Origin of the sequence: Paraburkholderia fungorum (genome assembly GCF_900099835.1) — a bacterium.
Classification (GTDB): domain Bacteria; phylum Pseudomonadota; class Gammaproteobacteria; order Burkholderiales; family Burkholderiaceae; genus Paraburkholderia; species Paraburkholderia fungorum_A.
Genome location: NZ_FNKP01000002.1, coordinates 1,999,715 through 2,014,920 on the forward strand (window position 1 = coordinate 1,999,715; position 15,206 = coordinate 2,014,920).

The 15,206-nt window shown below is 59.2% G+C and carries 11 protein-coding genes and 1 pseudogene; 5 read left to right on the top strand and 7 right to left on the bottom strand.

All coding sequences use genetic code 11. The features are described 5' to 3' along the window. Positions 1-32: 32 nt before the first annotated feature. Complete coding sequence (locus BLS41_RS24700; protein ID WP_074769598.1) at positions 33-827, top strand: DeoR/GlpR family DNA-binding transcription regulator; 795 nt, start codon at positions 33-35, stop codon at positions 825-827. Further along, entirely contained in the window at positions 824-2,005 is a 1,182-nt protein-coding gene (locus BLS41_RS24705; RefSeq protein WP_253189757.1) for an MFS transporter, read from the top strand. Before BLS41_RS24700 ends, BLS41_RS24705 begins: the two co-directional genes overlap by 4 nt. Before the next feature lie 25 nt (positions 2,006-2,030). On the opposite strand, the gene BLS41_RS24710 is transcribed toward BLS41_RS24705, so the two are convergent. From BLS41_RS24710 to BLS41_RS24720, 3 genes are all read right to left on the bottom strand, one after another. Further along, positions 2,031-2,897: a sterol desaturase family protein gene (locus BLS41_RS24710; RefSeq protein WP_074769600.1), complete on the bottom strand. Its 867-nt coding sequence runs from the start codon at positions 2,895-2,897 to the stop codon at positions 2,031-2,033. Positions 2,898-3,898: 1,001 nt separating this feature from the next. Next, positions 3,899-4,867 (bottom strand): M23 family metallopeptidase, encoded by a 969-nt coding sequence (locus BLS41_RS24715; protein ID WP_074769602.1) that lies wholly within the window; start codon positions 4,865-4,867, stop codon positions 3,899-3,901. A gap of 354 nt (positions 4,868-5,221) precedes the next feature. Continuing rightward, positions 5,222-6,013 (bottom strand): alpha/beta fold hydrolase, encoded by a 792-nt coding sequence (locus tag BLS41_RS24720; protein ID WP_074769604.1) that lies wholly within the window; start codon positions 6,011-6,013, stop codon positions 5,222-5,224. Between the two features lie 170 nt (positions 6,014-6,183). Between BLS41_RS24720 and BLS41_RS40130 the strand changes: the two are divergent. Then, a pseudogene (locus BLS41_RS40130) lies at positions 6,184-6,546 on the top strand (helix-turn-helix domain-containing protein); the annotation flags it as partial. Between the two features lie 436 nt (positions 6,547-6,982). On the opposite strand, the gene BLS41_RS24735 reads toward BLS41_RS40130, so the two are convergent. Then, on the bottom strand, positions 6,983-7,273 hold the full coding sequence (locus BLS41_RS24735; RefSeq protein ID WP_074769608.1) for a hypothetical protein: 291 nt from the start codon (positions 7,271-7,273) through the stop codon (positions 6,983-6,985). Between the two features lie 259 nt (positions 7,274-7,532). Next, positions 7,533-8,390 (bottom strand): oxidoreductase, encoded by an 858-nt coding sequence (locus tag BLS41_RS24740; protein ID WP_074769610.1) that lies wholly within the window; start codon positions 8,388-8,390, stop codon positions 7,533-7,535. Between the two features lie 120 nt (positions 8,391-8,510). Between BLS41_RS24740 and BLS41_RS24745 the strand changes: the two genes are divergently transcribed. Beyond that, positions 8,511-9,488, top strand: a complete 978-nt coding sequence (locus tag BLS41_RS24745) for a LysR family transcriptional regulator (RefSeq protein WP_074769612.1) — start codon at positions 8,511-8,513, stop codon at positions 9,486-9,488. 4 nt (positions 9,489-9,492) lie between these two features. Here the strand turns inward: BLS41_RS24745 and BLS41_RS24750 are convergent, their stop codons facing one another. Then, complete coding sequence (locus tag BLS41_RS24750) at positions 9,493-9,825, bottom strand: DUF2322 family protein (RefSeq protein ID WP_074769614.1); 333 nt, start codon at positions 9,823-9,825, stop codon at positions 9,493-9,495. 119 nt (positions 9,826-9,944) lie between these two features. After that, positions 9,945-11,861 (bottom strand): NHL repeat-containing protein, encoded by a 1,917-nt coding sequence (locus BLS41_RS24755; protein ID WP_074769616.1) that lies wholly within the window; start codon positions 11,859-11,861, stop codon positions 9,945-9,947. Between the two features lie 989 nt (positions 11,862-12,850). Here BLS41_RS24755 and BLS41_RS24760 point away from each other — a divergent pair. Further along, positions 12,851-15,202: a TonB-dependent receptor gene (locus BLS41_RS24760; RefSeq protein WP_074769618.1), complete on the top strand. Its 2,352-nt coding sequence runs from the start codon at positions 12,851-12,853 to the stop codon at positions 15,200-15,202. The last annotated feature ends 4 nt before the right edge of the window (positions 15,203-15,206 follow it).

A 15,206-nucleotide genomic window follows, 5' to 3' on the forward strand; every position in this document is an offset into this window, starting at 1 on the left:
GATCGATTTAAGCGAATCTCAAAGGGGGACACATGCAACGAACGCGGCAGGAAGCCGAAAGCGGCCTTTTACCCGAGCAGCGCGAACAGCTAATACTCGAGCGCCTGCGCGCAAACGGCCGCGTGCTGGCCGCCGCGCTCGCCGCCGAATTGCAGACCTCCGAGCACACGGTGCGCCGCCATCTGCGCGATCTGGCCGAACAGGGCCACTGCAAGCGCGTGTACGGCGGCGCACTGCTGACGTCCCCGGCCGACAAACCCGCCGCTGTGCGCATGAACGAAGCGCCCGACCGCAAGGCGCGCCTCGCGATTGCGGCGGTGTCGATCGTGCGGCCCCGGCAGATCATCCTGCTCGACGCGGGTTCGACCAACGTCGCGATCGCCGCCGCGCTGCCCGACAACGCTGACCTGACCGTCGTGACGAATTCGCCCGAAGCCTGCACTCGCCTGCTGAACCGTCCCGGTTTCGACGTGATTCTGGTCGGCGGACGCATCGCGCGCGGCGCGGCGGGTTCGCTCGGCGCCACGTCGCTACTGCAAATCCAGCAGATTCGCGCCGACGTCTGCTTCCTCGGCGCCTGTGCGTTCGACCCGGACGAAGGCGTCGCCGCATTCGACGCCGAAGACGCCGAACTCAAACGCGCGATGGTCAAGGCGAGCGGCCAGGTCGCCATCGCGCTGACCTCGGAAAAGTTGATGACCGCAGCGCCGTACGCGGTCGCGCCCGCGTCGGCGGTCGATTATCTGTTCGTCGAAACCGACGTGCCGGCCGCACGCCTCGCGAGCCTCGAAGCGGTTTGCGACAACGTGACGGTGGCCCGCTCATGACCACACTCGCCACGACTCAGATGAACACGAACATGAAACCGGTGAAGGAACGTATTGCGACGATCGCCGTATTTCTTGCAAACGGTTTCGGGATCGGCGCGTGGGCGGTTGAAGTGCCGCGCATCAAGGAAAGCCTCGCGCTCAGCGACACGGCGCTCGGCATTGCGCTGTTCGCGTTTGCCTTGGGCGCGATCGTCGCGATGCCGCTGGCCGGCCAACTCGCGCCGCGTTTCGGCAGTGGCCGCGCGACCGCGCTGCTCGGCGCGGCGTTCGTCATCGCGCTGCCGCTGCCCGCTTTCGCGCCGAACATGGCCGTGCTGTGCCTCGTACTGTTCGCGCTCGGCGCGGCCAACGGTGCGCTCGACGTATCGATGAACGGCCACGCCAGCACGATCGAAACGCAGTGGCGCTCGCCGATCATGTCGTCGTTTCACGCGGCCTGGAGCGCCGGCGGACTGCTGGGCGCGGCAAGCGGCGCGATGCTGCAACGAGCGGGCGTCGGTGTTGCGGGCGGACTGCTGGTGCCGGACGCGTTCATCGCGTTGTTGATCGTGAGCGCCGCGCTGCTCGCGTTGCGCGATCTCGGCGAGTCGCGCGAAGCGCCTACGTCCAGCGGTTTTGCGTGGCCCAGCGGCGGCGTGATGAAACTCGCGATGCTCGCGTTCCTATGCATGCTGGTCGAAGGCGCGGTGGCCGACTGGAGCGCCGTGTATCTGCGTTCGACGTTGAACCAGGAGGCCAGCGTCGCCGCTATCGGTTATTCCGCGTTTGCATTTTCGATGGCGGCTTGCCGGATCATCGGCGACGTGTCGGTGCGGCGCTTCGGTTCGAGCCGGGTCATCGCGATGGGCGGTCTGATCGCCGTCGCCGGGCTCGTGCTGGTACTGAGCGTGCCGACCATGCTGACCGCTTTCGTCGGCTTTGCGATGGTCGGCGTCGGCCTCGCCAACATCGTTCCCGTGATTTTCAGTGCAGCGGGCCGCTCCACGGTCACGCCGGCAATCGGCGTATCGATGGCCGCCACGGCGGGTTATGCGGGGTTCCTCGTCGGGCCGCCGCTGATCGGTCTGGGAGCCGGCCTGCTCGGTTTGCGCGCCGCGCTGTGCGTGCTCGTCATGGCGACGCTGGTCGTCGGATTGCTGGGTGGCAAGGCGGTATGCAGCGCGAGGCTCGCGTAACAGCGCATATTGCACCGCGCCGGTTTCACTTGATCTCTTTATCCAGTATCACGACAGACTTGCGAACCGGCACCACCTCGCGTTCTGGCTGCAGCCGCAGCGGCCAGGTAAGCGCAGCCAGCAGCGTACGCGGTTGCGCGCCATCGTCGAGTCCGGTGGCCGGCCACTCGTGCTTCGCGGGCACCCATAGCGTGCCGAACAGGTGATCCCATAGCGGCAGCAACTGCGTGAAATTGTGATCGAAATGCTCGGCACGGATCGAATGATGCAAGCGGTGATATTGCGGGTTGTTGACCCACGTGACGTAACGGCCGAGATCCACCCGCATGTTTAGATGCGCGAAGTAATTGCCGATCATGAAGACGAATGAAGTCGCGCCGACAATCCATGGATCGACCTTGAACAGCACCCCGACCAGCGGATAAAGCAGACAGCCTTTGATCAGCACTTCCAGCCAGTGATGCCGATAGGTCACGGTGACGTTGAAATCGACTGCGCTATGGTGCAGCGAATGCAGCTTCCACAAGATGGGCCACGTGTGCTGCAAACGATGGAACGCGTATTCGAGCAGATCGATTGTCAGCAGCACGATGATGAACGATGCCAACGCACCCCAGCCGCGAGACACCAGCACGACCATGCCGCCGCCGAATGAATTCACGATTGCAACGCTCGCTGCTGCTGTAAGCGGTTTCACGGATTCGGCGAGCGCCATATATAGACCCGCGTATATCGCGTTGAAACGCTGCCCGGAGCGCGATTGCAGCAACGCGGCAGGCCAGCGGCGCTCGAGCGCGGCGCCGAGAAGCATCATGAAAAGCACGAGCGCGTAGGCGCGCAACCAGAGGCTGGCGTGATGCAGTAGATCAGGAAACGGGCTCGACGCAAACATGTGCTTCCCCAGTCAAGAGACGCGTGATGCGCGCCCGGCGTTCTGGCTGCTCGAAATGTGTTTTTCGCCTGTAAGCGCTCTCAAGCTTATAAGCGGAGTGCGGGCGCGATGGCCGGTGTGTCAATCACCAGCATTAGCATTAGAGCGGTCATGTGCATTGCGCTACGCTTTAATGCGATCTTCGCAGCCTGTTCTTCAGCGCGCAAGCGTCGATTCAATGATGGACTGCCGGAGGAGTCTTCCGGTCGGGCGCCGATGGGATTCAAGCTGGTCGGTCAGTGGCGAAATGCTTATCAACGAAAGCCACGCCGCGCGTGACGGCCCGCAATCGCCTGACTAAAAAAAAATGGCGAGGTCATCGCCTCACGCCGTCGCGATCACGGGCGGTTGACGGATTTCTGTCAGCCGCCCGCGTCGCTTTTCACATTCGTATTTTTGTTGGCCCCGCCGCACCTCGTAAAACGCGCTAACCTCCCCGACCGCGATTCACGAAGACTTCTGTTGTCGTCCGGATATGCACTGCATGTACCGACTTTTTGCTTTCCGGCCGCAACGTATTTCGTCTTGTAATCACCTTATCGCAATGGCTGTGCCATGAGGGCCGAAACCCTTGCTGGTCAACGAACGGTGAACTGGACGAAGGCTTCGCGCACGCCACGCCGCACGCGATGGCTCAGAAATGAGACGCGGCGACCGGTTGTCGTCGAGCATGAACGCTCGGGTCGCCGGTATTTTTTTCAACGTGGGATAACCCGAACGCGGACGGCTCCGCAAAGGTTTGCCGATGATTTTGTCGGAATTAACCGGTGTCCGGTCGGGTGGCCAGGCACCGAATGCATGCGGACCGAAATGTCGCAAAGTTGAGACGGGGTCGGCCTGGTTCGATAGAGGCTTGCAGCGCCGATGTCGCGATGTCGGCTTGGGAGCGCACGCTTTGCAGGAGCGTTGCGGCCCACCCATTCCGCCGTCATCGACCTCAAACTCAAACTTCAAACATCAACTCAAAGCAATGCCGTCAATTCCGCGGCGCGCGCCTTGAACTGCTGCAACTCGGCGGCGCCGAGCCGCGTCGCCTGCGGGAACTGAACCTTCAGCGGATCCTTAGGCACGTGATGGACATGCACCTCATAGTGCAAATGCGGCCCCGTCGCCCAACCCGTTTCACCGACGTAACCAATCACCTGATCGCGGCTAACCCGGCTGCCCCGATGCAGCCCCTTCGCGAAACGCGACAGATGCGCGAACGTCGTCGAATACGGTGCGGGGTTCTGGATAACGATCACCTTCCCATAGCCGGTTTGCTGACCGATGAAGCGCACCACGCCTCGCGCGGTCGCATGGATGGGCGTGCCGGACGGCGCGGCCAGATCGACGCCGTCATGGCTTTGCCACTGATGCGTCACCGGATCAAGACGGCGCAACGCGAATTGCGACGATACCCGTGAGAAGTTCAGCGGGTATCGCTCGAAGGTCGGCGTCGTGCTCGCGCCGTCTTTTGAGTAATAGAAAGGTTTGCCCTGCAGCGTCCTGTACAGAAACACATCGTGCGACACCGTGCCACGGGCAATGCGAACCGCGAGCGGCGCGCCTGGGGCTCCATCGGTCCCGTCTTTGTCGAACACTGCGCTGACCCGATCACCGGCGCGCAGGTCTCGTGCAAGATCGAGGTCGCCGTGAAACGCCTGAGCCAGCATCGCGGTGGTGGCCGCATCGACACCCATGCTGCGCGCCGCCGCCGCGAAACTGTGTTCGACCGGCGCATTCTTCACGGTGAAAGCGGGTGCGTCGCTCGCCGGCGCGGTGGACGCAGCAGCCGGCGCTGCCGATATACCCGGCCCTCCCGCTGCGGCACTCGCGGGCGAAGCGGCGTCCGGTCGCGAAGAGTCCTTGCTCATCAAGGACACGTCGGCTTCCTCGGTGCGCGCAGCACGATGCTGGCTCACGAGGTAAGCCGCGCACACGGAGCTCATTGCACACACAAAAATGATCTTGCCGGCACGTCCGGGCAGGACGCTAGCTACAGAGAGAGGCATTGACTAGATAAGCGGTCGACCGTCGCGTGCGGCGGTGGTACGCACGAGCAGGTGGGTTCATTGAATCAGCGCCCCGGTCATTGCATGGGACGCTGCATAAGGCTGACGGGAAGCCTAGGGATGGTTTCTTAAGCCTGGCTTAAGCTGCCCCCATTATCCGCGCGATGTAGAGTGCTTAGCGGCCAGTATTGAATCTGCCTCTAATACGAGCGGATCGCCGCAAGCCCGCCCCCGCGCAACTTGCGATTCACACGCCGTGGTTCGGTGACCGTGCCGTCCCCATTAACACGATCAACGCGAAATATCGTTGATCAACGCGTGAATGAGCGCCGCCACCTGATCCGGCGATTCGAGCGGCGACAGGTGACCGGTCCCTGGCAGCACATGCATCCGCGTATGCGGAATTCGCGGCAACAACTCGTCGCGCAGCGTCGCCACGCTATCCACGCGATCCAGCTCGCCTGCGATCACCATCGTCGGCACGTCGATCAAAGCGACTTCGCGCGAAATATCTTCCTGACTCGCGTGACGCGGCCATGCGGCCTTCGCCTCGGGTCCACCGCGCAGGCTGTCTTCGATCACCTGCTCGCGGCGTGCCGGACTCAGTTGTTTCGCGCACAGCATGCCGTCGATGGTCGCCTCAACAGACGCCCGCGAACCATACGCGCCCTCCATCGCCGCGAGCGCTTCGGGCGGCAGTGCAAGCGGCACCGGCGGCGACGGCGCGACCAGCACCAGTCCGGCCAACCCTTGCGGACGCCGCGCCGCGAGCAATTGCGCGACCTTGCCGCCCATCGAATGGCCGATCAGTACGAAGCGTCGCAGACCTAGCGCGTCGATCACGCGCTGGGTGTCGTCGGCGAGATCGGCGAGTGCGTAATGCTCTGCGGGCCTGTCCGAATCGCCCCAGCCGCGATGATCCGTCGCGACCGTCCGGTACACGTTCGGAAGCGCGGCGATCACGTCGTCCCATGTGCGCGACGAGCCGCCCCAGTAGTGCAGAAAGACCAGCGCGGGCGCGTCGGCATTGCCGAAGCCCAGTTCCCTGACGTTGATGTGCACACCGTTCGAATCGATTTTCATCTGCCTGACTCCTTTCACATTGAAGTTTGCCAACCTTCAACGGTCGACAGATGCAATGGTAGATTCGATCTTATGTGGCGATAATCCACCGTTCATTATCATCACCTGATCGTCAGGTTATCGATTGAAGTTGCTTTGGACGGTTTTGGAGGCACCCCGTATTCGTAGCGACCATCGACGATGGCAGTCTCGCAGTCGCCGGGCGACGCGCAGGGTTGTCGGCTTCGATGGCCGGCAAATATTTGGGTCAATTCGAAGCGGACCTCGAGGTCCAGTTGATGCAGCAATGCACGCGCAATCTGAGCCTGACGGACGCAGGCGGGCGCGTATTACCTGCGCTGCAAACACATTCTGGAAGAGTTCGACGACGCCAACCGCGAGGCGAGCGGCAAGCTGCACGTGGCCGCACCGGTCAGCTTCGGCGCAATGCATATGCAGTATGTTGTGACGCGCTATCTAGCGCGAGCGTCTGCAGGTCGATTCGGCATTTTGCTCGACGAGCATTATGTCGACCTGCGAAGCGAGTGGATTGACGTGGCGATCCGGCTTGACCGTCCGCCCGATTCGCAACTCCTCGCGAGACAACTAACTGGCGGGAAAGGTTTTAAACGATCGTCCAATTTTAGTTAGGTGATCTTGTCAACCGGTCCGCGCATCCCATCGGCACTCTCCGTCTAACGGAAAAGCTGCCGCAATGGAAATTCACTGCCTACGTTTGATACGTTCGAATGAGGGAAAAACCCTTTATTCCGCGATCGAAAATCGCGACGGGCTGCTGCTTTGCGGCGCTTCCTTTACGGGTTTTTCGACGCGTGCGGTCGCGCCACGAATAAAGAGAACCGCGCAAAGGGCAAGTATTGCCCAGCTACCAAGAATGATGGTCAAAGCGTTCATTTCAGTTTCAGAAGATCAAGTCTGCTAGTTGATACACCCGGCTACCCCCCGGGAGACGCCCGCCTCAACGACGGGTCAATGTTTTGTAAGCGGGTCGCTGCTACCGAACAATATTTCGTCGATCAGGCCGGTGGTCTGGGCCAGTTGCCTTTCGAGTGCGGCGCGCACTTCCTGCGCCGCTGCGGCATCGTGTCGCGCGACGGCTGAATGGGTTCGGGTCGCGAGGCGCAATACGGTGTCGGATGCAAATTGCAGCTCGCGCAGCATGGCGGTATCGGAATCGACCGACGGGCTGGTTCGCTCGGGCGCGGACAAGTCCGGCAGACCGGCTTCGAATTGCGGGTTTTCGTCTTGGCGGGAAGACATTGCGAGCTCCTTGCGCGCTTGGATGAATCCAGTGTGCGCCGGGGCCACGGGTTTCAATCGGTCGAACAGAAGCCGAATATTAAGCCAATCTCGCCCCGTCGAAAACTCGTTAATTCCTTCTAAAGTGGGGCGAGATTAAAACTGGTAAAAGTGACCGGCGGAACACCATAAAAATCGCTGGTCCGCCGGACGAATAGCCGCAAAACATAGTGCAAATACTGAGTTCGCCCCAAATCAATGCACCTGTCCACGTTATCCCTTACGCCGTGAAATCCGTGGATGCCGACAGCGTTCTCCACGTCTCCATTTCATGCATCACGTAGGCATTTTTCGCGGTTATCGCGGCAAGCGTATCGGTGCCGAGCGGCAGGCGCAGCGGCGGACTCGGTGCGTCGACGAGAGCGACCACCGCATCCGCCAGTTTTTTCGGATCGCCCGGCTGGTTGTGATTCATTTGCGCAGCCTTGCGACGAACCGCGCCCGACGTGTCGTCGTAATCGGCGATCACATCAGATGCCACTGTCAGCGACGACGCATCGAGAAAGTCGGTGCGGAAGTAGCCCGGCTCGACGACGCTCGCATGAATGCCGAGTGGCCTCAACTCGTCGCGCAGCGCTTCGGTAATGCCCTCCACGGCAAACTTCGTCGATGAATACACGCCGAAGCCTGCCGCACCGCGATAACCACCAATCGACGAAATGTTGATCACGTGCCCCGCGCGATTCGCTCGCATGACAGGCAGCACGGCGCGCGTAACGTTCAGCAGGCCGAACACGTTCGTGTCGTACATGCGGCGAATGTCACGGTCGGCCGACTCCTCCACCGCACCCAGCAGACCGAAACCGGCGTTGTTGATCAGCACGTCGATGCGGCCGAATTTCTCCAACGAGGCTTGCACCGCGAGTTTCGCCTGCGCCTCGTCGGTCACGTCCAGTGCAACCGGCAACAGTCCCGCGGATTGACCGAGACGCTCGACAATCGCACGGACGTTGCGCCCTGCCGCCACGACTGCATTGCCGTCTGCGAGCGCCGCCTCCGCCATCAATGCGCCGATGCCGCGCGAAGCACCTGTAATGAACCATACACGTTTGAAAGCATTTTTCTGGATGTCCGCCATGATCTCGCTCCTGGTGATGAGGTGAAAGTGATGCCATGGTAGGAGCGACGATTGACACGTACTAGTCGTCAATTGCTAGACTGATAATCAACTTTCACTTGCGAATCCCGCGCGCCGCCCATGAACGAAATTCGTGCAATCACCACTTTTGTGCGCGCCGCCACGCTCGGCAGTCTGCGGCGTGCCGCGGTCGATCAGGGCATTTCGCCGCAAGCGGCGAGTCAGGCGGTCATGCAGCTGGAAAAGGAACTGGGCGTGCGGCTTTTTCATCGCACTACACGCAAGCTCAGTCTGACGGAGGAAGGCCAGCGGCTATTCGATAGCGTCAAGCCGGCTCTGTCCATTTTCTCGTCGGCGCTCGACGAGGCGCGTCGCTCCAAAGAAGAAATCGGCGGACTGTTACGCATCAGCGCACCGCGCGCGCTCGGCATGCCGGTGCTATGGAAGTACTTCGAGCAATTCCAGCAGCTACATCCGAACGTGCAACTCGAAGTGCAATTCGACGATCACTTCACCGACCTCGTCACCGACCGTGCCGACGTCGGGTTTCGCGGCGGACCGCCGCCGTCGGGCGGCTCGATTGCGCGTCCGCTCGTGCCGATTCAGTTGATCGTGTGCGCGTCGCCGGAATACATCGAGCGCAATGGTGCGCCGCGAACAATCGACGAACTGGATCAGCACCGCTGCACCGGATATCGGCGCACGAATACGGGCAAGCTTGCGCAATGGCAGTTTCAGATGGGCGACGAAATTGTTTATCGCGACGTACCGCCCGTCATCTGCGTGAACGACACGGAGATGGAGACGCAGGCGGTGCTATCGGGTCTCGGGATCGGACAGTTGGGCAGCTTTAACGCGATGCCCCACATTAGAAGCGGCCGGCTCATTGCACTGCTGACGCAGCACATCACGCAGTACGGCACGATCTATATCTACTACGGACATCGGACCGAACAGCCGCTGCGCGTGAAGACTTTTATCGACTTCATGATCGAGCGAGTAGCCGATAACCGTGCGTTCTTTCTCGATCCGGTCGAGCTTCGCGCGGCGAGTGCCGCACGAAGTGGCCGCGCTGTGAATAAGCGCGGCGCCTTATGATGATTTACGCTGCGGCGATCACGTCGATACGCAGCGCTTCACCACCCGCGGCGATTGCCAGCAGGATGTCGACATTAGGATGCGCGCCCGGGCGATTACGGGCGTCGGCGGTATGTTCGGCGAACAGCGCGAGACCGTGTTCGGCCGCTTTAGCGTCGAGCGTGCCGAAGGTCTGCTTCAGATAATTGTACACCGTGAGCGAGCCCTGCTTGCCCGGCTTGTTCTCGATGTTCGCGACAACAGCGCCTTTACCATCGACCAGATCGATACGCTCGATACCGTCGATAGACGGCATCTGCGCCAGATTCTCCTTGAACACATTGCTGGGTTGAATCATTGAAAATACTCCTTCGGTTCAGAAAATTGCATGCGGGCCGTATCTTAAACGATAGGGTGTGCTGCGATACCCGAATGCTGCCGCGTTGAACTCCGAAGCTCGAGAACATTTCAATCCGCTCACGGCGTCCAGCGATGAACAACAATGCTCGCGCCGTTGTAGTTGTCTTTCGTAATCACATATTCGCCCGATGCTCTCAGATACGCCCTTAGGCCGTACATCGAATCGACATCGTTACCCACGTCGACCGTCGCGGGATTTGCGTTCGTCAACGTGGTATCGATCTGGCCGGTTGTGAGATTGAAAGCGTCGATGTTCGGAACCGTGTGCACGTAGCCGACAAACAGATAGTTTCCGGCCGCTGTAATCGATTTTGGATTCGCGCTAGTGAGGTTGATCACCGGATTCGGCTGGCTGATATTACCCGCACTCCACCCGTGATACACCTCGATCCGCGTTTGCATGGCCGTCCAGTCCCAGCTTCCAGCAATGCCTTGCGCGAGAATCATCGTGTCGGTCTCGGGAAGATAAATGATCCGCGTCAACGGACGAATACTTTCAGGAATCGAGATCGTGGTGGCCGGTCCCCACGTCGGTTTGCCTTCGCCGTCGAAACCCGTCAACGGGTAGTGGTAAATGTGATTTGTGCGGTCGAGACCGGCCCACACGTCGCCTCGACTGTCGATACAAAAGCCGCCCGTAACCTGAAGCGTCGTATTGAAAGCGGTTCCCGGTATCGACGCATCCGGTATCGCAATGTAGCCATTCGCCGCGTTGAAATGGAAGAAGTAAAAGATGCCGGGGTTCTGCCCGGACGCGACAAGAATGCGATTCCCGCCGACCGTGACGAGTTGGCCGAAATGCTCGTCGCGCTGCGTGTCGTTCATGTTCAGGCGCGGGTCGGACGGATAGGTGAACGGGTCGACCGTATTCGCAACAAAAGTGCCGCCCGCCGTGCCGGTATAAATGTTCGTGCCGCCGTAGAAATAGGCGCCGTCCGTGGACGGGTCGGGAGCGGCAACACCCTCGAAATTGAGGGACTGTAGTGTGTATTGCAGCGTGCCCGCGCTGTTGTACGCATGAAGATCGGTCGCGCCGTTGCGGCCGAGGTCCCAACTTCCGCCCCAAGGATTGTTGAGCACGTAAAGATTGCCGGAAGAATCCTTACCTATTCCTACCACGCGGGTAAAGCGCTTGTCACCCACCTGCCCCTTGATGCCGCTGGTGGTGTCGAGATAGCCGCCCTGAATGCCGAACGTGCCGACGAGCGCGGGTGCTGCCGCCACGTTGTAGAGCTTGATGTTCATGTCCGGGCCTTCATCGCCGACCATGAGTTGCGTGGACGATGCATCGAAATACAGCGCAGAAGGTCGCGCCGTAGCCGACATCTGAATGACGTTCAGCGGCGCACCGGTCGCACTGAATTCGTCGACCTCGCCCGCGCTTTGCCGCGCGACCCAGAGATTACCCGCGCTATCCAGTGCAAGTGCGCCTGGCGCAGTGACGTTGATATCGCGCTGCCAGACGCCGTCGGTAGAGAAGACCCGGACGCGATTACCGTAGAAGTCGCTCGCGTAAAGAAGTGAGCCGGCGGTGGCCAGGCCGGTAATGACGTCGGCATGCGGAATGCCTGTCCACACACTGACAGGGATCACGAGATCGCGTGTCTGCGTCGAGCGGTTGTAACGCCCGACCGATCCGCTGCCGAACGACGTGTTGTACTGCAAGGCCGCGAAAATCGACGTGCTATTGCCGGTAATCGCGCTGCCCTGGAAGTCTGCGTGAGAGCCAATTGACCCGACACTTTTTCCATTCTGATAGATCGCAACGCCGCCCTCGTTTTCGTCCCACAGCGATGCCGTATATATGACGCCCTCGGGCGCGACCCACATCGAGCGTGCGGTATTGCCGACATGCGTGGCGAGGGTACCGAATGTATTGGCTAGCCAGTCAGTGGTGTATTGCGCATAGCTGGCGGGTGCCCATATCGCGATAGCGGCGCACAACAGCGCGGCACGAATTGACTTGCTGATCATGAGTGATGCTCTCCGAACGACTCTTGTCCAGCAAGGGTACATCGATAGACGTTAAATGTTGGCGATTAAATAAATCATTTAATTTTACAAATAATTCCAAATCATTTTTTAATTCATATCGAATATTTTTTACTGACCTTGCAAATTACGGATGACCGCGATGTTCCAGCGTCCAAGAATCTTCAACGTCGATTTGACGCAAGCGGTATCGCGAGGTCGGAATTAGTTGCCCCAGCACTTTCATATGACCGACTGTGGTAGCAGGAAAAAGACAAAAATCAGTTTTACTTCAGTCCGAACAATTGATGAAATCATTTTTTAAAAATTACATAAAATACAATAAAAATCAACCACTAAAATTCGATCAAAAACATCAATTAAATTAAACCTTGAGGCGACATGATTTGCCCAAAAATCAGCATTCGCAATTGCTCCGGCAACTGTCATGATTATCATGGTTCAGCGAACCGGTAACGATGTCGTTGTTTCTTTCGACACCGCGAGTTCCCGCCTGGCGAAGAAGAACGCGACTCACGCAGCCGACCTCGGATCTGCAGGTACATAACTTTCCAACACTCAGTCCGTTCCCAGCGCGATGTTGCGTGATCGCCCGTAGCTTCAATTCGAACGAAGCCAATCCTCCGGTGGTTGAAAACCCTCCGCGTCCGCTCGTTGCCTCTCCTTTACCGACTCAACCGGCGAGTCACGAACTCTCCTGACACCCCGCACGAACGAGCCGGCGCAACCCGGCCTTGCACGTACGGGACACGCGAATCTAACCTCCACACCCTCGCCGCGCACGTTCGGCAGTCCGCCATGCAGCTTGTCATTTTCAATTCTTGATGTAATGATATAACATTACCAATCGAAAATGACAGCGGATCGCCTGATCGACACCACTGATGCAAGCAGTCCACCAACCGAGCCGAATCCAGACACACCAGCCATACAAAACGCCCGGACCAGTCGTCAACACTCAATCAACAACAATGAAAAACCGTACACGCGTCTCTCACGCAGCCTTGCTGCTGTTCGCCATCGCCGCTCACGCCCACGCCACCACTGGACAGGACGATGGATCATTAGCCGGCGCCGTCACCGACGCAGCCGGCAAGCCGATCAGCAACGCCACCATTCGCGTTCAGAACGCCAGCGGCGCGGCCATCGACGAAACGAAAACGGATGCGGCGGGCCGCTACGTCGTCGCGCACGTCACGCCGGGCACGTATGCAATCGTCGTCACTGCGCCGGGATTCGCGAGCGGAAACAGCATCGCGACCACGACAGCGGGCGCTGCAAGCGCCGCGAGTTTCAGTCTTGCAAAGAGCGACGCGCTCGACGTTCAGGTGAATGCAAAGCGTCTCGACCGCGCCCGCAACGACTTGTTGCCGGAGACAGGCAGCAGCGTGTACCGCTTCAGTCAGGCAGATATCGACGCGCTGCCCGCTGGTCAGAACACGCCGCTGAATCAGGTACTGCTTCAGGCGCCCGGCGTGGCGAGCGACTCGTACGGTCAATTGCATGTGCGCGGCGATCACGCGGATCTGCAATACCGCATCAACGGTGTGATCATTCCCGAACCGATCAGCGGATTCGGGCAGTCGCTCGACACGCGCATCATCGATCAGGTGAACCTGCTGACTGGCGCGCTGCCCGCACAGTACGGCTATCGCACCGCAGGTGTCGTGGACATCCGCACGAAAACGGGCGATATGGGCAACGGCGGCACAATCGACGTATTCGGCGGTAGTCACCAGACACTCAAGACGAGTGCCGATGTGTTCGGCAGTCAGGGGCCATTCAGCTATTACTTCAGCGGTTCGCTGGGCGTGAATAACCTCGGCATCGAGAACCCCACTTCCAGCGCGAGCCCGATTCACGATCACACGCGTCAAGGCGATGCATTCGGCTATATGTCGTACATCATCAATCCACTCACGCGCGTGAGCCTGATGTTCGGCACGACCAGCAATCAGTTTGAAATTCCGAATACACCGGGTCTGCAACCAGGCTTCACGCTCAACGGTAACAACACGTTCGATTCGAGCCAGTTAAACGAAACGCAATCGGAGTTGAATAACTTTGCGGTGCTTGCGCTACAAGGCACCAATGGTGGCGCATTGGACTATCAGGTCGCCCTCTTCACGCGGTACACGCGCACGCAGTTCAATCCGGATCCAATTGGAGATCTGCTGTTCAACGGTGTTGCGTCGCAGGACTTTCACAGCAACTCGGCCAATGGCGTACAAGCCGACACCACCTGGCGATTGAACGACAAACACACGATTCGCGCGGGCATTTTCTTTCAGCAGGAACATGCGGTGTTCAACGACAGCGTCGACGTGTTCTCCGCTGACGCCGATGGCAATCAGCTCTCGGACCAGCCTTTTACGATTCAGGATTCGAGCAGCAAAACAGGCTACCTGTATAGCGCTTACGTACAGGACGAATGGAAGATCACCAGCAAGCTCACGCTCAATTACGGGCTTCGCTATGACAAGATGGACGAGTACGTCAGCGCGAGCCAGTTGAGTCCGCGAATCGGGCTTGTTTATGCACTGACTCCGACCACCACGTTTCATGCAGGCTACGCGCGCTACTTCACACCGCCAGCTTTTGAACTACTCTCGGGATCGACAATTAGCCGCTTCGAAGGGACGACCAATCAAAGTCCGTCGAGTCAGAACGATCCGGTTCAACCCGAACGCAGTCATTATTTCGATCTCGGCGTAACGCAGCGTCTCGGCTCGACCGTGACGGTGGGCCTCGACGCCTACTATAAGAAATCTACTAACCTGCTCGATGAAGGACAGTTTGGCTCTGCACTGATCTACACGCCGTTCAACTATCAATATGGCCGCGTGTACGGCGTCGAATTCACCGCAAACTATAAGCAGAACAATGTATCGGCGTATATGAATCTTGCGTTTAGCCGCGCGCAGGGCAAACAGATCGACTCGGCCCAGTTCAATTTCGACCCCGAAGAACTCGCTTACATCAGCAATCATTGGGTCTATCTGGATCACGATCAGCGTATTACCGCATCGTTCGGCGGCGCTTACGATCTTGGCAGAACGACTTTCACATTCGACGGCATTGTCGGCAGCGGCCTGCGCAGCGGCTTTGCAAATACAGACAACCTCCCGTTCTATACGCAGATCAATCTCGGCGTGATCCATCACTTCATTCAGCCGTTTCTCGGCAAATTCGATGCACGGCTTCTGGTTATCAATGCCCTCAATCGCGTGTACGAACTGCGTGACGGTTCTGGAATCGGCGTCGGCGCACCGCAATACGGTCCGCATTTTGCCGTCTATGCCGGCCTGACCAAACATTTCTAACCGG

Bases quoted from the DNA above. Each gene is read 5' to 3' on its own strand.
- BLS41_RS24700 (WP_074769598.1), top strand. From the start codon at position 33: ATGCAACGAACGCGGCAGGAAGCCGAAAGCGGCCTTTTACCCGAGCAG.
- BLS41_RS24750 (WP_074769614.1), bottom strand. From the start codon at position 9,825: ATGATTCAACCCAGCAATGTGTTCAAGGAGAATCTGGCGCAGATGCCG.
- BLS41_RS24715 (WP_074769602.1), bottom strand. From the start codon at position 4,867: ATGAGCTCCGTGTGCGCGGCTTACCTCGTGAGCCAGCATCGTGCTGCG.
- BLS41_RS24735 (WP_074769608.1), bottom strand. From the start codon at position 7,273: ATGTCTTCCCGCCAAGACGAAAACCCGCAATTCGAAGCCGGTCTGCCG.
- BLS41_RS24740 (WP_074769610.1), bottom strand. From the start codon at position 8,390: ATGGCGGACATCCAGAAAAATGCTTTCAAACGTGTATGGTTCATTACA.
- BLS41_RS24745 (WP_074769612.1), top strand. From the start codon at position 8,511: ATGAACGAAATTCGTGCAATCACCACTTTTGTGCGCGCCGCCACGCTC.
- BLS41_RS24760 (WP_074769618.1), top strand. From the start codon at position 12,851: ATGAAAAACCGTACACGCGTCTCTCACGCAGCCTTGCTGCTGTTCGCC.
- BLS41_RS24755 (WP_074769616.1), bottom strand. From the start codon at position 11,861: ATGATCAGCAAGTCAATTCGTGCCGCGCTGTTGTGCGCCGCTATCGCG.
- BLS41_RS24720 (WP_074769604.1), bottom strand. From the start codon at position 6,013: ATGAAAATCGATTCGAACGGTGTGCACATCAACGTCAGGGAACTGGGC.
- BLS41_RS24705 (WP_253189757.1), top strand. From the start codon at position 824: ATGACCACACTCGCCACGACTCAGATGAACACGAACATGAAACCGGTG.
- BLS41_RS24710 (WP_074769600.1), bottom strand. From the start codon at position 2,897: ATGTTTGCGTCGAGCCCGTTTCCTGATCTACTGCATCACGCCAGCCTC.